This is a genomic window from Occallatibacter sp., from assembly GCF_035317045.1.
Classification (GTDB): domain Bacteria; phylum Acidobacteriota; class Terriglobia; order Terriglobales; family Acidobacteriaceae; genus Telmatobacter.
Window position 1 is genome coordinate 53,692 of record NZ_DATHHT010000011.1, and the last position, 15,738, is coordinate 69,429.

Genomic DNA, 15,738 nt, shown 5'->3' on the forward strand with positions numbered 1-15,738 from the left:
TCAGCAGGGGGCGCGCACCGGACTTCAACGTCAACTCTGCTGGCTAACGGGCATGGGAGTCAAGCGAATTCATCGCACAAACATCCGCACCATCAGGCAAATCACCATCACTTGGCGTACCTTGATTATCGACGACCTTCCCTGTCGAGGATTGTTCAGTTTCAAGAACCCTGTGATAAGCTTCTCCCCCGCTACCGACAGAGGCTTCATTTCGCTCTGCCGGCGTCAGTTAGTGCTTCCAGCGGGCTTTGGCGCTTCAAATGCTCGCTCCCGGCTGGCGACAGCACATTCCCAAAAGGAACAAGGAGAAATGATATGCGAAAGATACTCTGCGTTGCGTTGTTTGCTCTGGCTACAACATTAACTTTGTCGGCCGCTGGTCCAGACCACTCCCTCGGAACCTGGAAGGCTAACGTTGCGAAGTGTAAGTACACGCCCGCACCGTGGCCGGTGAAAGACCTCACTGTCACGCGCGAAGCGGCTCCTGGCGGCGTCAAGGTGACCAATACGGGCACCCGCACCGATGGTTCGGCGATCAACTCCAGCTATACCGCCAAGTACGATGGCTCGTCGTCAGAAGTGACAGGCGAAGGCTCGCCCTATGACAGCATGTCGGTCAAGCAGGGGGACGCCAACACCTTCACCTACGAAGCTAAGAACTCAAAAACCAAATATCGCGCTAGTGGACGCGTAGTGATTTCCGGCGATGGCAAGACCATGACCACCACGGCGTCGGGCGTGGGTGCCGATGGAAAGCCCATGACAATGAAGCTTGTGTACGACAAGCAATAGTCAGTTTTTGTGCCTCTTCTGATCCCGGACCCACGCTGTGCGCACGATGTCATCAAGTTGCGTATAGCGTGGTCCCAGCTCAGTTCGCAGCGCCGCGCCCTCCGTAGCAATCAGCGCAGGTTCAGCCCCATCCGAATCGCAGTTTCCACAGGCGAGTATGCACCGTCGGATCGCGCCAATTCGAACGGCACGCGCGGCATCAGCGGCGGCTGCGCCATAAATCGCGGCGCTCCCACGCGATTGGGCTGCGACGCATGCACCAGGAACGGATGGCACAGATACACCGTGCCGGCCTTTCCCGTCGCAAGGCACTCCTTCATTCCCTTCGTGGCGGGAGTCGCCTTGTTCGCCAGCTCGATCGTCGACATTCCCTGTTCGCCCGCAGGAGCCAGAATTCTCGCCACCGTCAGATGCGATCCAATGCGGATGCGTGTGGGTGCATCCGGATCCCCGACATCCGAAAACAGAAACAGCATCAGCAACGAACGCCCTTTGGAACGCACGTTGATGCGCCATTGCATGTAATCCGCTACTGGCGGATCGGGCGGAAAGCTTGAATCGACGTGCCAGCCTGCGTCCCCAGGATCGTCGCGATGTGGAAAGCGGACAAGAAACATTCCCAGACTCTCGCGTGGCATCCACCTTGCTTCGCCCACCAGTTGATCAAACGCCCGATGCAGCACAGGCGTTTTCGCGGCACGGCGAAACGGCTCTTGCGCCAGATCGGCCAGACGGATCACCGGCTGTTTCCAGGTAGAGCGGTCATTGGGGTCGCAACCCGTCTCGCGCCAGAGAATTTCGCGTGCTTCCGCCGCAGTCTCAGAGGAGAAAGCCTCGTCAATGCGAACGAAACCTTCCTCAACAAATCGGTTGATCTCTGCACCGCTCAAGGAACGGTGGGTCGCTGCTTCATGCGAACCTGTTTCTGTCTGTGAATTCATATCGAATTCAACGCTCAGGCCTTGGCCGCATACCGCTTCTGGTGCCACACCCAGGCCGTCCGCACAATGTCGTCGAGTTGCGTGTAACGCGCCTTCCAGCCCAATTCCCGAATCGCCTTCTCTGAGCTAGCCACCAACACCGCAGGATCGCCCGCCCGGCGCGGGTGCAGTTCCGCCGGAATCGGATGCCCCGTCACACGCCGCGCCGACTCGATTACCTCGCGCACGCTGAAGCCCTTGCCGTTCCCAAGGTTGAAAATCAGGCGCGATTTTGCCGCGGCCTCGCTCTCGAGCGCCTTCAGCGCCAGCAGGTGCGCATCCGCCAGATCCGAAACATGGATGTAGTCGCGAATGCAGGTGCCGTCGGGCGTCTGGTAATCATCGCCGTATATCCTGATCGATTTTCGCCGTCCCAGCGCAACGTCGAGGATCAGCGGAATCAGGTGCGATTCAGGTTCGTGATCTTCGCCGCGAACAATGCCGTTGGGGCCTTCCGGCGCGCCCGCCACATTGAAGTAGCGCAGCGAAACGGAGCGCAGCCCGTGAATTGCGTGGAACCAGTTGAGCATGGTTTCCACAAGGAGTTTTGATTCCCCATAAACGTTGGTCGGCTTCAGCCGCGCGTCCTCCGGGATGGGCACGGATTCCGGCTCTCCATAGACAGCCGCCGTAGACGAAAACACAACGCGGCGCGGTCCCTCGGCAATCACGGCTTCAAGGAGCGCCAGCGTGGAGGCCGTATTGTTACGAAAGTAGAGTTCAGGATGCACCATCGATTCGCCGGCTTCGATCAGCGCGGCGAAGTGCAGCACTGCCTCAAAAGGGCTTCCGTCGTCCTTGGCTACCTTGAAGATATTCGCAACAAGAGCCCGGTCTGCAAGATCGCCCTCGATGAAATCTATCCCCGCAGGAACCATCTCGCGACGAGCGTGGCAAAGGTTATCAAAGACCGTCGGTTTGTGACCCATGGAGGCGAGCAGAGCTGCAACAGTTCCACCGACATAACCGGCACCGCCGGTAACCAAAGTTCTCACAAAAATACTGTCCTTCCAGAGCGGATTGGGTTACCGTGAGTCTATTACAGCAGGCAAGCAGGAGCGGTTTGCACCGTTCAACCTAAAGACCGTCTGTAAGGCGGCTTGCCCAAACTACGCAAAATGTGAACGCGACAAGTTTTCACATTTGGGGTTTGCGGATGGGTACATCTGCTGATGGCAGTTCCTTTTTGCCCCTCTCTCCGAAACGAGAATCTGCAACTTGAGTTTCGATGCATTTGGTATTACCGGGGAGTGGTCGGATGGGTTCGGGTCGTGTTCGCAAAATCGGGTCTATGGACGGTTCGCGCACTTTTGAGGCGAAAAGGAATCAGGCTAGCGCTCTTGACTCCATTTCCGATAGCATAGTGGGAGACTTTCGCGCACCTTTTGTCCCGAACGGCAGGGGGCAGCGTCAGACACAGCACGCGGGTTTGATAGGCGCTTTCATCCCCTGCCTTCGAGCACCGTATAGCACGCAAAGCTTTTCTTTTTGGAATCAGCCAGTTGCCGCCATCAGCGAGGATCGCTTGCGGCAACTGAAAATGCGTTCTGCATGCCCTGAAGAGGTTGGGGGCGAAATGGCAATATCGAGTCGTTTCCCGGCATCCCTCCTCAACAGTGTTTTGCCTGGTTCTTCTCTTCAGACTGAAAGTGCCCTCTCCGAGGCGAACCCCGAGGTATGAAGATGCAGATGAGTGGTTATCCAGGTCGTACGACGTTTGGCTTGCTTCCGGAGCCAGAAGGCCGGTCCGCGCCGTTTGTCACCAGCGTGACCGTTAATGTGATCATTCTGAGCCTGATGATCTATGTCGGCATGACGGCCAAGCGCGTCATTCAGGAACACAAGTTCGAGCAGACCGAACTGATCTTTCCTACGACACCGCCCCCGCAGCCGAAGTTCAAGTCTCCTCCTCCACCCAAGCTTCCCGATCTGCCCAAGCCGAAGCTTGAGCTGCAAATGGAGCAGCCCAAGATCAACATGCCGAAGATCGAGCCGAAACCGGCACTGAAGCCGCTGGAGATGGAAACCAAGCTGAGTACTCCTCAGATTAAGGCTGCGAAGCCCTCCATCATCCTCGCTCCCCAGCCCAAAGCGGCGCTGACCGCAGCCATGCCGGCGCAAACTAATACCGTGAAGGCTTCAACCGCGCCAGTGCATTTGGGTGAGACTTTCGGAGTTACGCCGAATCCAAATGCGACCCGGCCGGCAACAGTGGCCGCGATTGGCAATCCCTATGGCGGCATGCAGGGCCCTGCGGTCGCTCCTCACGGTGTCGTGGGCTCTGCCGGAATCGGCAATGGGCTCAAATCCGGTTCAAACGCCGGCACGGTCGGCAAGGTTGCGCAGGCGGGAATCCCCGGCGGAACGGGTACTGCGACCGCAGGGTATGCGACCGGCGGCAAAGTAGCCGCCGCAGGAATCCAGACACAAGTGGCGACCGTTCCGGCGATGCAGCATTCGCCCAGTGAAGTGGCGCCCACCAACCTTGAAGTGCTGTCAAAGCCGGCGGTTCAATATACGTCGGAGGCACGCCAACTGCGGGTTCAGGGGGATGTGATTCTGCGCGTAACCTTTACCGCCGCGGGACAGGTCATCATCAAGGATGTCGTTCACGGGCTCGGTCACGGACTGGATGAAGAGGCACGCCGCGTGGCCTCGCAAATTCGTTTTCGCCCCGCCACGCGTAATGGCCAGGCAGTGGATTTAACAACCAACATCACCATCACGTTTCAATTGGCATAACGTCCAATTTGCACCAATGATCACCACAGTGCGTGAGCAGAAGCATGGGACTCAGACACTGTCTTAGAAATGCAAGATCTAATCATCCTAGGAGATGACATGATGTACAGAAAGATCGCCCTCACCCTCCTCACCGTGGCTCTTGGGACCTCCGGGGCGTATGCGAAAAAGACTCCGCTCTACGAGCAGACACACCAGCTGACCCCGGATCAGGCTGCTCTTGTGCAGAAGGCCATCGGGCAGGAAAAAATCCTGATCAAGGCGATCCAGCAGCGCACGCCGCTTGTGGAGACCTACATCCAGGACACGCGTCCCGATGTGAAGCTCTACCAGGTCCCCGTCGGCGATCAGTACACGCTGAGCCGCGTCGATTTCGGCAAGGGTTTCTTCGACAAGACCTATGAAGCCAAGGATAGCGCCGGCGGCAAGAAGGGGTGGTTCAAGGGTTCGTTTGGGGCCATCACTGGGCTCACCAAGGCGCTCGGGCTCGACAAGCATTTCACCTATAACCCGACCGGCTTCATGCAGATGATGTTCCTCGATCCGACGGGCTTCGATCAGCAGCACTACGCGTTCAGTTACGTGCGCCGCGAATTCCTCGGCTCCGTCCGGACCTGGGTCTTCGACGTGCATCCGAAGGTTCCTGGCATGGGCCGCTTCTACGGCCGCGTGTGGATCGAAGATCAGGACGGCAACGTTGTCCGCTTCAACGGAACCTACACCGGGCCGCGGGCAGAAGATGATTCGCGCTATTACTTCCACTTCGACAGCTGGCGCATGAATGTGCAGCCGGGCATCTGGCTGCCGGTCGCGATCTACGTCGAAGAGTCAACCCGCGCTGGCGAAAAGAATGAAGGCCTCAAGGCACAGACCCACTTCTGGGGATACAGCCTCAAACTGCCCACGCGTGACAGCGAGAGTGTGAGCATGAAAGTGGAAGACGCCGAAGACAAGAGCGACGACTCGCAGGACGTGAGCCCGCTGCAGGCCTCGCGCCAGTGGGTTCTGCAGGCCGAGGACAACGTGATCGATCGCCTCGAGCAGGCCGGCCTTGTCGCTCCTCTCACCCCCAATGGCTTTGAGCAGACGGTGCTCGATCAGATCGTCACCAACCTCGTCGTGCCGAATAACATTGCCCTGAGCATGCCGGTGCACTGCCGCATCATGCTTACCAATACCATCGAGACCACCACGGTGGGCAACACCATCCTCCTCAGCAAGGGCCTGATCGACACCATGCCCCGCGATGAGGCAACCATCGCCTCAGTCATCTCCTTGGAACTGGCGCACATCGCGCTCGGCCACCACATCGACACCCGCTATGCCTTCAACGATCGGCTTCTCTTCCCCGATGAGGCGTCGTTCCGCAAGATCAACATGAACCACAACGATCACGACAACCAGGAAGCTGCCGCCAAGGCGCAGGCCTACCTCGACGCCTCGATGTACAAGGACAAGTTGTCGAACGCCGGCCTTTTCTGGGAGCAGGTTGCCGATCGCGGCCAGGTGCTGAAGGGGCTCAACTCGCCGAGACTTGGCGACTCGTTGCTCAAAACCGACGGCACGCCCTGGATGACCACGCTGGCCCACGGCGCTCCCAAGATCAACTGGGACGACTTGACGCAGAGTCCGGCTCTTCCTCTGGGAAGCTGGCTGAAAACAGATCCGTGGGATGACCATGTGCATCAGCTGAACTCCAAGCTGTATGCTCCGCTGAATCCGCGCGACAAGATGCCGCTCGAAGTGACACCGGTTTACTTCAGGCTGCAACGCTACGACGAAGCCCAATCCCAGGCTGCAAATGCAGCCGCCGCGGCCAAACCAAACGCAGGCGCAGCAGCACAGCCCGCAGTGAGCGATCCGCCTCCCCCGGCCCCGGCACCACAGTCCACGGGTGGAACACAACCGCCAACCGCTTCAGATCAGCCGGCGCCTTCCCAGGCTGAGGGCCCCCAGCCGCAACAGACGGGCGGTTCCCCGAACCCGCAGCAGCCGAACCCGCAGCAGTAAGTTCAGTCTCACCGGGCTCAGGGCAGATAGCGGAATCCCGCTATCTGCCCTGGGCCTTTATACTGAGTGCCGATTGCGAGTTGTATGGTCAACCGATTCACCGCGAGGAGTGGACGATTCCCCTTCCCATGAGAAGAATTGCGGTTCCTGTTTTTATTTTCTTGATTTGCGCTGCTGCTTCTTTGCATGCGCAAGTGGTCCCTTCAGCCTATCGCGGCCAGTTGTCGCTGACCGCTGGTGGAATGGGCTCTGTTTTCCAGCCGGACTACGCGGGCGGCGGCATTCCGCAGTCCAGTCCGCAGCGGCTCTATGGATTCGGCACGTTTGTTGACCTGAAGTTCACCCACTGGATACAGATCGAGGGTGAAGCGCGCTGGCTGCGTCAGAATTCCTACCTCAAGATCACCGAAGACAACTACCTCATCGGGCCGCGCGTGCCTATTCATGAATTCAAGCGGCTCGGCATCACTCCCTACGGCAAAGCACTCGTCGGACTGGGCAGGATGAACTTCGAGTTCAACCAGGCCTACGGCCGCTTCACCGATGTCGCCGTCGGCGGCGGCGTCGATCTGAGACTGAGCAAACACGTCGTCGTCCGCCCCTTCGACTTCGAGTACCAATTCTGGCCCAACTGGGTAAACAACGACGTGCTGAAACCCTATGGCGCCAGCGCCGGCATAGCCTACAAAATCTTCTGAGTTCTGAGTTCCAACGCTGTGTCCATGGGGTAAGCGGAGTGAAGGAACTGCTTTTTCTTCCGCTGCAAGATTTTGCGACGCCATGCTACCCTGTTGAAACCAAAATGCCCGACCATCCCCCCGCGAAGAGCACAAACCAGGCTGTCCGCTACGCCGCCTTCATCGGCGCGATGATCGGGGCGCTGTTCGCCCGTCCCGTAATCAAGCCCTGGCTTGACCAGCGCCTATCCGCGTTCTCTCCTGCCAGCGGCTGGCCCAATCTCGCAGCCTTCGTGCCGTGGGTTATCTTCAGCATCTACTGGGAAATCGCAGCGAAAAACTCCGCACCGGCAATCAAGTCGGAGTCGCACTTCTCGCGCGGCATCCACGTCGTTCTCGCCAATATCGCATTGCTCTTGATGATCGTGCCCATTCGTGGGCTCAACCAGCGCTTCCTGCCGGATCTTCTGATCGTCAAGCTCATCGGACTCGCGGCAGAATGCGCCGGCCTCGCCCTGGCCATCTGGGCCCGGCGCATCCTGGGCCGCAACTGGAGCGGCGAAATCACCATCAAGGCCGATCACGAACTGGTCCGTACCGGCCCCTACGGCGTGATCCGCCACCCCATCTATACTGCCCTGCTCGCCATGTACACCGGAACGGCGATCGTCTCCGGCCAGGTGCACGCACTGCTCGGACTGGCCGTTGGCATCCTCGCCTATCTCCGCAAGACGGGTATGGAAGAAGCCAACCTCGTCACCGCCTTCGGCGAAAAGTACAACGCCTATCGCGAAGACACCTGGGCACTGGTGCCGAGAATTTATTGAAATGCGATAACGCTTAAATCTTCCGTCGTATTTGGCCAGAGCATTTAGGATTCTTTGTCATGATCCGAAATGCTGTTTTCGTCGTTGTCGTTTGCGGATTGCTGGCGACAGCTGGCTTGAACGCTCAGACCACGGTGAGCCAGGCTACCTCCACAACAGAAAAACCCACACCGCTCCTGCCGCCTGAAGGCTTCGATGATGGACACGGATACGTGGTGCCCGGCGTTGATTGGGCGCACGCTACACCGGAGTCGGAAGGCTTCTCTCCAACACGGCTCGAAGCTTTGCGCGCTTTCCTCAAAACGCATCAGACCGACGGAATGATGATCGTCGCGCGCGGCCGCGTTGTCTTCGAATATGGCGATCTCGCGCTGGTTAGCAAGGTGGCATCGGTCCGAAAAAGTGTGCTCGACCTGTTGTTCGCGGTGGAAGCCCAACACGGTTTGAAACTCGACGACGCCATGAACCAGACCGTCGTTCAACTTGGATTGCAAGACAAAATTCCCTTCAACGACCTTGAGCAACACGCGACGCTTCAACAGATCATGATGTCGCGGTCCGGAATTTATCTCCCCAGTGGCAATGAGGGTCAGGAAAAGATCCTTCCCAAACGCGGCTCGGCCTACCCGGGCACGCGCTTCTTCTATAACAACTGGGACTTTGACGCCGCCGGAATCGCCTTTGAAAAACTCACGCACAAAGACATCTTCGATGCTCTGCGCGATGACCTCGCGATTCCACTTCGCTTCCAGGATTTCGATCGCTCGCGTCAAAAGAAAAACCTTCAGACAGGCTCGACTCACTTCGAATACGCCACGTATCTCTCGACGCGCGATATGGCCCGGCTCGGCTTATTCGCACTGCGCAGTGGAGCTTGGGGCAAGACGGTATGGGGCGATCCGGGAACCATTCAGTTCAGCACGTATCCCACAACCCACTTCAATGAGATCGGCGACTGGTACTGGTCTCCCGGCACAACCGGTCGCTGGGGCTACGGGATTCTCTGGTGGGCTTGGGATGCCCCGAAATATCCGGGCGACATCATGACAGGGCCCTTTCAGGGTGCCTTTTCTGCCATGGGTTCCGGTGGCCAGTACATCACCGTGTTTCCAATGAACGACATCGTGGTCGCACACAAGGTGAACATCGACCAGGACGAATCGCGCAGCATTTCCGGACCAACCTATATGACGATCCTCGAAATGGTGCTCGACGCCAAATGCGCCGCCCCCGGCGAAAAAACCTGCAAATGAAGCGGTGACGACGGGCCAAAACCCGAAGCCGAGGATGACGAAATTCTCTGTAGCTCGGGCAATCGCAAAGCTACGGATGGATCGAATTCGATGGAGAAGAGCCATCTCGATCGTTCAGCCAGTTGGATTCATCCATGGATGCGAGCACGAATGCTCCCAGGACGACGATCGAGCCGAGCACGATGGCCAATATCCAAAGAGTCCGCGTGCGGCGTCTGTGCCTGCTAGTTCTCTTCCTCTTTGTAGCAATCTCCAGCGAGGGCATGTGATTCCCATTTCACCGTCAAGTGAATTGACAATTTGCGCTTTGCATTCCCAGTTGGGGGCCCAAAAGAATCCGAGTCCGCTCGGCGACAGAATTGGGGAATCGGTTGTCAATGAACGATGAGCAGAAGTCTAACGCCTCGACAAGTCGCACGGCAACGGTGCCGGGTCTGTTTCGTACCCCTGCGTAACCAGAAGGTTACCGGTGACCTGCGAACGCGCAATCCAGGCCCAGCCCTTTCGCACCCGGCCGATCGACCCCAAAGGAAAGGGCCGCTCCCAAATGCAAGGAGCGGCCCTGACTCATTCGAAGTTCGCCTGGTTTAGGCCGGGGACGGCGAACCCTCAGGGAATCCACCGCCGCCGCGTGTGTCGGGCTTCAGCACCTGCTGTCCGCCGGTGCCGCTGCCATCGCTGGGTGAAGCGAGGATAGAGCGCATCGGGGGCAGTTCCTTACCGTCGATCAGCATCTTCACTTCTTCAGCGTCGATGGTCTCGCGCTCCAGCAGGGCTGCAGCAATGCGATGCATTGCGTCCTTGTGCGCTTCGAGAATGCCGTGCGCTGACTGGTAAGCTTCGTCGATCAGGCGGCGAACTTCCAGATCAATCTGTCGCGCCGTCTCTTCAGAGAAGTCACGGTGCTGTGCGATCTCGCGGCCCAGGAATATCTGCTCTTCCTTCTTGCCGAAGGTTAGCGGACCGAGGCGGCTCATACCGTACTCGCACACCATGCGGCGGGCGAGGTCGGTAGCGTTCTCAATGTCGCTGCCGGCGCCAGTGGACATCTGGTTGAGGAAGATCTCCTCAGCCGTGCGTCCGCCGTAAGCGATAGCGAGATTCGCTTCGAGATATTCGCGCGTGTAGTTGTGGCGATCGCCGGGCAGGAAGATCGTCACGCCGAGCGCCATCCCGCGCGGAATGATCGTGACCTTGTGGATCGGATCGGAATGATCGTGCTTGATCGAGACGAGTGCGTGTCCGGCTTCGTGATAGGCCGTCACGCGCTTCTCTTCATCGGTAAGCAGCATCGACTTGCGTTCCGCGCCCATCAGCACCTTGTCTTTTGCAAGTTCAAAGTCGTACATCACGACCTGCTTGCGATTGACGCGGGCTGCGTTCAGCGCTGCCTCGTTGACCATGTTGGCCAGGTCGGCGCCGCTGAAACCAGGTGTTCCACGGGCAAGAATGTTCAGATTGACGTCGTCTGCAACGGGAACCTTCTTCACGTGAACGCGGAGAACTTCTTCGCGCCCGCGAACGTCGGGCAGTCCCACCACCACGCGGCGATCGAAACGGCCGGGGCGCAGCAGCGCAGGATCGAGAACGTCGGGCCTGTTGGTCGCAGCGACGAGGATCACGCCGTCGTTCGACTCGAACCCGTCCATCTCGACGAGCAACTGGTTCAGCGTCTGCTCGCGCTCATCGTGTCCGCCGCCGAGGCCAGCGCCACGGTGACGGCCGACTGCATCGATTTCGTCGATGAAGATGATGCAGGGCGCATTCTTCTTGCCCTGTTCAAACAGGTCGCGCACGCGGCTTGCGCCGACGCCGACAAACATTTCAACAAAGTCCGAACCGGAGATGGAGAAGAACGGAACATTCGCCTCGCCGGCTACCGCGCGCGCCAGCAGCGTCTTGCCGGTTCCCGGAGGCCCGACGAGCAGCACGCCCTTGGGAATGCGTCCGCCGAGCTTCTGGAATTTCTGCGGTTCGCGCAGATATTCGATGATCTCCTTCAACTCTTCCTTGGCTTCATCCACGCCGGCCACGTCTTTGAACGTGACCTTCTTCTGCTGCATCGACAGCAGGCGAGCGCGGCTCTTGCCGAACGAAAGGGCCTTGTTGCCGCCAGATTGCATCTGCCTCAGCATGAAGAACCATATAGCGCCGAGCAGAACGAAGGGGCCCACGTTGAAGAGGATCGGGAGCAGCAGATTGTTCTGCGCGTCCTTCTTCGAGAAGTTGACATGTCCAGCCAGCATCGCCTTCTCGAGGTCTTCGTGATTGTCTCCGACCGTTGTATGGAACTGCTCCTTCGGCGTGGCCTTCATGTGCCCGCGAAGGTCCGTTCCCTGGATCTGCGCGTCCAGAACCAAGCCTTGCTGCACCTTGTCGTATAGCTCGGAGTAGTTGATTTCTGTGTCTTTACCCGCACCGATCGTGCCGCGCTGGACAACAGCCCACAGCAGCACAAGGCAGACGAGTATAAAGATCCAGAACATGATCGTTTTGACGGTCGAATTCACCAGGATCCTCTTTCCCGGCGGGGAGAAGCCGCTCTTGAACTTCCAACACCGCCTACATCATCCTTTAGACGCCGGCGCAGTCTTTGAAGTCACAGAAAGTGCACCTTCTCTTGACTGGAGACACGACGCACTTACCGCGCGGATGTGCAGTAACTCCGATTGTACTCCGAAGATGAATGAAGTTTGAAGATGTGTACGGGCTCGAACCGTGGGAATCCGCTCCGTCAACGGGAATTCCCCGAGCCCAATCTGCCCTCTTGCGCGGCCGCTAACCGGACACAGGCGGGAGTTCACTGACTGAAACGCGCACATCGGGGTCGGGCTCGAGCTCCACTCCCCGCATCCAGATGATCCTCCCGGCAACGTCAAGCACTGGCCAATGGGCACGATCGTCTCCCGTAACCTTCATCCGTTCAAGCACTTCCTTCACTTTACGACGACCGGACGAGTAGCGCAGCCGAACCCGGTCGCCGGGCTTCCAAGAGCGAACAACCGCCTTCAGCGCCTCCCCATCGGAAGAGCCCGATACCTTGGAACCGCCAACGGGTTCGAGTGAAATGCGGCATGCAAATCCGCGGGCAATCACCTCCCCGGGGATAACACATTCGTACCGTTCGACTTTGCTGCCAGCGTCGACGGAAGCGGGTTTGGGGGTCCGGGTCAGGCTAATTTCGCGGTGGGTGCGGTCGGCGCGCAGACCCGCGGCGAGCTCGAGTTTCTGGCCTGCCCTGCCGGTCAGGGTCAAACTGCGGAGCGCCTCAGTCGCGGCATAGTCGAGGGCGGATTCCAGTTGCGCGGCGGCAAAGCGAAACATGCGCCGCTGCATGGCGACCGGCTGTGCTTTCAATCGGGCGATGTCGAGGGCAACGCCGTCGGCCTTGGTGGTGGCGCGGCCTCCGCCGCGGACGGGGCGGCCGCGAAGAATGACCTGGGAGGCGACCCGGGTGACTTCAGACTGCCACCAGGCCTCTTCGTCACGGGCTAGCTCGGCCATCTGCGCCAGGTGATCGCGGAGCTGCGGGTTCCAGGTGGTGAGTTGCGGAAGCAGTTCGTGTCGAATGCGGTTGCGCGTAAATGTGAGGTGCCGGTTGGTGGAGTCTTCGCGCCAGGGCTGCTTGCGCGCGTGGAGAAAGGCTTCAATCTCGGCACGCGTGGTGTGGAGCAGCGGGCGGAGAATCGCGCCCCCCTCCGGGGTCTCAAGTTTTGGATAAATGCCGGATAAACCCTCCGTCCACGCGCCGCGAAGAAACTTCGCAAGGACCGTCTCGGCCTGGTCGTCGAACGTGTGAGCAGTTGCGACGGCATCAAGGGGGACTTCGGAAAGCAGCTCTCGAAACCACGAGTAACGTAAGCGGCGAGCGGTGCCTTCGATGGAGTCGCTGGGAAAGGCATCAGACAAATCCGCGAGGGATTTCGGCGCCCGGCGCGCCTCGGCGGCGGTGTCTACGCGAGATTCATGGAAGGGCAGATCGAATCCGGCAGTGAGGTCGCGGCAGAACTCAAGATCGGCATCGGCTTCTGCACCGCGCAGGCCGTGATGCAGATGGGCGGCGTGGAGGACGAGGCCGAGTTCCCTGGCCTGTTCGACAAGAGCGCACAGCAACGCGACGGAATCAGCGCCGCCGGAGAGACCGACTGCAAGTCGCATGCCGGGCTTCAGGAGAGTTGTGTCGAGCGGAAGTGGCTGCGAGGTACGCACGAATGGATGATACGGCTCGGATAGGTTTCTGCAGAAGGCCTGCTCAACAAACGCACAGCGATACTCAAAGTGAATTGCCTATACTCGGGTCATGCTCGAAACGCGGAGAGCCACGATTGACGATGCGGAGTTGATCACGCGCCATCGCAAGGCGATGTTTGCGGATATGAGAGACGCCCCAGAGCCGCCTCTGGAGGAGATGGCCCGGCACTTCGAACTGTGGGTTCTCCGCATGCTCGCCAGCGGTAAATATGCCGGCTGGATCATCAGCGATGGAGACCGCGATATTGCCTCAGCAGGGCTGTTGGTATTGGACTGGGCGCCGCACTTCCTCGATCCAACCGGAGAACAGCGCGCCTACATCCTCAACGTATTCGTCGAGCCGGAGTATCGGAGGCGCGGGCTGGCGCAGGCGCTGATGAGCGAATGCATGGATGAAGCCCGGCGTCGCGGCATTCGCGTGGTGGCGCTGCATGCATCCCAAAAGGGCCAGCCGGTCTACGAGAAGCTGGGATTCACGACCAGCAACGAGATGCTCTTCGTGGATCGTGTGATTGAGTAGTTTGCGTCGTCGGTATCGCGATTATTTGTCCGGACCCGCGCAGATGAAGTTTTCCGCGCTGTTTGTATCGCCGGTGCCCTTGTACCTCGCCGCCTTGGGATACGGGCACAAAGGCCGCGTCATCGTGACAGCTCCTTGCGGTTTCCCGTCGGCCGTTTTGCTCGCGATGATCGTGTTGGGTGCGGTTCCCTTCTCCACCCAGTTTTCAAGCGCTATAACGATATTCCGCTGCGGATCATTGGACAATGAGCCGGCGAAGGCGCCGAAGGTGTCTGGACCGGGACCACCGCCGCAGTGCTGCATCCCTGGCACCATGTAGAGGCGCGCGAAGGAATCCGTATCGGCGCGGCCCATCTTGGCGATCACATCCTGGTAATAGTTCACGGTGTTGCGAGCGGGAATCGCGGGATCGTCCCAGCCGTGATAGAGAATCAGCTTGCCGCCATGAGCGCGGAATGCACTCAGATCGGGATTCACGGCATCGAGTGCCGCAGCTGTTTTCCCTTTTGCCGCCGGCATGCCGCTATCCAGTGTGAATGACTTGTAGGTCCAGTCAGATTTTTCGTAGACCATGTTGGAGTAGTAGCCGATGCCGAACATGGCCATCAAGCTTCTCGCAGGAGCTGGACCGGTGATCCAGAGGCCCCAGCCGCCATCTCCGGACTCGGCACCCGGCAGATATCCGGGAAAAATTGCGTGGCCCTTCGAGTCACTGATCCCCGCGTAAATCTGCTTGAGCGTGGAGACTTGTTCCGTGGTGAGACACTTGTCCGAGTTTTCTCCGGCCTTGCACTCGATCGAAGCCGGATCGAAATGGCACTGGCGCGGATCGTTGAGGATTCCGTCGTCCACCCCGTCGAGTTTGTCGCAGGCTGCGAGTACAGCAGCGGAGATGGTGGGAATTTTTGCCGGGGGAATGAAACTTGCCGGGGTCGCAGTCAAGGCCTGCGTGTCGGCGACGGCGAGGGACAGCAGCCCGGTCCAGTAGTTGGCTGGAGCGCCCGCAAGGATGCCGTCGTAGTCGTCGGGATAGCGCTGGGCTTCCATGAGCGCTTCGCGACCGCCATCCGAGCATCCGTCGAAGTAGGAGCGTTTTGGAGCGGTGCCATAAAACTGCTGCACAACAATCTTGGCGATGCGTGTCATTTCGTGGATCCCGCGATGGCCGAAGTCGACGACTTTTTCAGGATGTCCGAGGGCCCAGGCCGCTTCGATAGGCGATCCCAAATGGCCAGCGTCGGTGGCAGCTACTGCGTATCCTTTGGCCAGGGCCGCTCCAAGTCCGACCTCATCAATAATTCCCGCGAATCCCCCGTTGCCAAGCCCTTGGAGTTTTCCGTTCCAGCCGTGAAGAGGTATCCACACCTCTACGCCGATGTTCGAATCCGCGGAAGGCTTGGCCTGCACTACAATTCGGCAGAAAGCGGGCAGTATTTTGTACAGGGCAGACATGTCTGCGCCGGTGAAGGCTTGTCGCGGTCCGTCGAACGTACCCGCAGCCACTGCCGTTGCACTGGTAATGCTCGCGTTGGGCAGTTCCAGACTGGCGAGCCGCTCGCAGTTCCCGTTCGAAGCCGGCACAGTGTTCTGGGCCTGCATTGCGCCCGCAGGCGCCGCAACGGCAACCCTGCCGTACATGAGCAAAGAGGCTGAGACAGAGAGAACCGCAAGAATCCGCATGGCGTT

At 59.1% G+C, this 15,738-nt stretch carries 12 protein-coding genes; 7 read left to right on the forward strand and 5 right to left on the reverse strand.

Annotation, left to right across the window (positions count from 1 at the left end; translation table 11 throughout):
- Nucleotides 1-315 precede the first annotated feature (315 nt).
- Nucleotides 316-792 (forward strand): hypothetical protein, encoded by a 477-nt coding sequence (locus tag VK574_RS03590; RefSeq protein WP_472798438.1) that lies wholly within the window; start codon nt 316-318, stop codon nt 790-792.
- Nucleotides 793-902: 110 nt separating this feature from the next.
- On the opposite strand, the gene VK574_RS03595 is transcribed toward VK574_RS03590, so the two are convergent.
- Together VK574_RS03595 and galE are read right to left on the reverse strand one after the other, a co-directional pair.
- A complete protein-coding gene (locus tag VK574_RS03595) occupies nt 903-1,733 on the reverse strand; it encodes a phytanoyl-CoA dioxygenase family protein (RefSeq protein ID WP_472798439.1) in 831 nt (276 codons plus the stop codon).
- A gap of 14 nt (nt 1,734-1,747) precedes the next feature.
- Nucleotides 1,748-2,767, reverse strand: a complete 1,020-nt coding sequence (gene galE / locus VK574_RS03600) for a UDP-glucose 4-epimerase GalE (RefSeq protein WP_472798440.1) — start codon at nt 2,765-2,767, stop codon at nt 1,748-1,750.
- Between the two features lie 694 nt (nt 2,768-3,461).
- Here galE and VK574_RS03605 point away from each other — a divergent pair.
- The 5 genes from VK574_RS03605 to VK574_RS03625 all read left to right on the forward strand — a co-directional run bounded on the left by VK574_RS03605 (nt 3,462) and on the right by VK574_RS03625 (nt 9,281).
- The gene (locus VK574_RS03605) at nt 3,462-4,514 is read left to right on the forward strand and encodes an energy transducer TonB (protein ID WP_472798441.1); all 1,053 of its coding nucleotides are present in this window, start codon (nt 3,462-3,464) and stop codon (nt 4,512-4,514) included.
- A 99-nt stretch (nt 4,515-4,613) separates the two neighbouring features.
- A complete protein-coding gene (locus VK574_RS03610; protein ID WP_472798442.1) occupies nt 4,614-6,524 on the forward strand; it encodes a hypothetical protein in 1,911 nt (636 codons plus the stop codon).
- Between the two features lie 128 nt (nt 6,525-6,652).
- Entirely contained in the window at nt 6,653-7,222 is a 570-nt protein-coding gene (locus tag VK574_RS03615) for an outer membrane beta-barrel protein (RefSeq protein ID WP_472798443.1), read from the forward strand.
- Nucleotides 7,223-7,326: 104 nt separating this feature from the next.
- Nucleotides 7,327-8,028, forward strand: a complete 702-nt coding sequence (locus tag VK574_RS03620; protein ID WP_472798444.1) for a methyltransferase family protein — start codon at nt 7,327-7,329, stop codon at nt 8,026-8,028.
- Between the two features lie 59 nt (nt 8,029-8,087).
- The gene (locus tag VK574_RS03625; protein WP_472798445.1) at nt 8,088-9,281 is read left to right on the forward strand and encodes a serine hydrolase; all 1,194 of its coding nucleotides are present in this window, start codon (nt 8,088-8,090) and stop codon (nt 9,279-9,281) included.
- Nucleotides 9,282-9,868: 587 nt separating this feature from the next.
- Here VK574_RS03625 and ftsH read toward each other — a convergent pair.
- Both ftsH and tilS read right to left on the reverse strand, forming a co-directional pair.
- On the reverse strand, nt 9,869-11,791 hold the full coding sequence (ftsH, locus tag VK574_RS03630; RefSeq protein WP_472798446.1) for an ATP-dependent zinc metalloprotease FtsH: 1,923 nt from the start codon (nt 11,789-11,791) through the stop codon (nt 9,869-9,871).
- Nucleotides 11,792-12,059: 268 nt separating this feature from the next.
- Nucleotides 12,060-13,439, reverse strand: coding sequence for a tRNA lysidine(34) synthetase TilS (tilS, locus tag VK574_RS03635; protein ID WP_472798447.1), 1,380 nt, complete (start codon nt 13,437-13,439; stop codon nt 12,060-12,062).
- Between the two features lie 142 nt (nt 13,440-13,581).
- Here tilS and VK574_RS03640 point away from each other — a divergent pair, with 142 nt between their 5' ends.
- Nucleotides 13,582-14,052 carry a GNAT family N-acetyltransferase gene (locus VK574_RS03640; protein ID WP_472798448.1) on the forward strand — a complete coding sequence of 157 codons (471 nt, stop codon included), beginning with the start codon at nt 13,582-13,584 and terminating at the stop codon, nt 14,050-14,052.
- 21 nt (nt 14,053-14,073) lie between these two features.
- On the opposite strand, the gene VK574_RS03645 is transcribed toward VK574_RS03640, so the two are convergent.
- The gene (locus tag VK574_RS03645; RefSeq protein ID WP_472798449.1) at nt 14,074-15,732 is read right to left on the reverse strand and encodes a tannase/feruloyl esterase family alpha/beta hydrolase; all 1,659 of its coding nucleotides are present in this window, start codon (nt 15,730-15,732) and stop codon (nt 14,074-14,076) included.
- Nucleotides 15,733-15,738: the final 6 nt, after the last annotated feature.

Excerpts from the sequence above, each read along its gene's own strand:
- VK574_RS03590 (WP_472798438.1), top strand. The coding sequence starts at position 316 with ATGCGAAAGATACTCTGCGTTGCGTTGTTTGCTCTGGCTACAACATTA.
- VK574_RS03595 (WP_472798439.1), bottom strand. The coding sequence starts at position 1,733 with ATGAATTCACAGACAGAAACAGGTTCGCATGAAGCAGCGACCCACCGT.
- VK574_RS03605 (WP_472798441.1), top strand. The coding sequence starts at position 3,462 with ATGAGTGGTTATCCAGGTCGTACGACGTTTGGCTTGCTTCCGGAGCCA.
- VK574_RS03610 (WP_472798442.1), top strand. The coding sequence starts at position 4,614 with ATGATGTACAGAAAGATCGCCCTCACCCTCCTCACCGTGGCTCTTGGG.
- VK574_RS03615 (WP_472798443.1), top strand. The coding sequence starts at position 6,653 with ATGAGAAGAATTGCGGTTCCTGTTTTTATTTTCTTGATTTGCGCTGCT.
- VK574_RS03620 (WP_472798444.1), top strand. The coding sequence starts at position 7,327 with ATGCCCGACCATCCCCCCGCGAAGAGCACAAACCAGGCTGTCCGCTAC.
- VK574_RS03625 (WP_472798445.1), top strand. The coding sequence starts at position 8,088 with ATGATCCGAAATGCTGTTTTCGTCGTTGTCGTTTGCGGATTGCTGGCG.
- tilS (WP_472798447.1), bottom strand. The coding sequence starts at position 13,439 with ATGCGACTTGCAGTCGGTCTCTCCGGCGGCGCTGATTCCGTCGCGTTG.
- VK574_RS03640 (WP_472798448.1), top strand. The coding sequence starts at position 13,582 with ATGCTCGAAACGCGGAGAGCCACGATTGACGATGCGGAGTTGATCACG.
- VK574_RS03645 (WP_472798449.1), bottom strand. The coding sequence starts at position 15,732 with ATGCGGATTCTTGCGGTTCTCTCTGTCTCAGCCTCTTTGCTCATGTAC.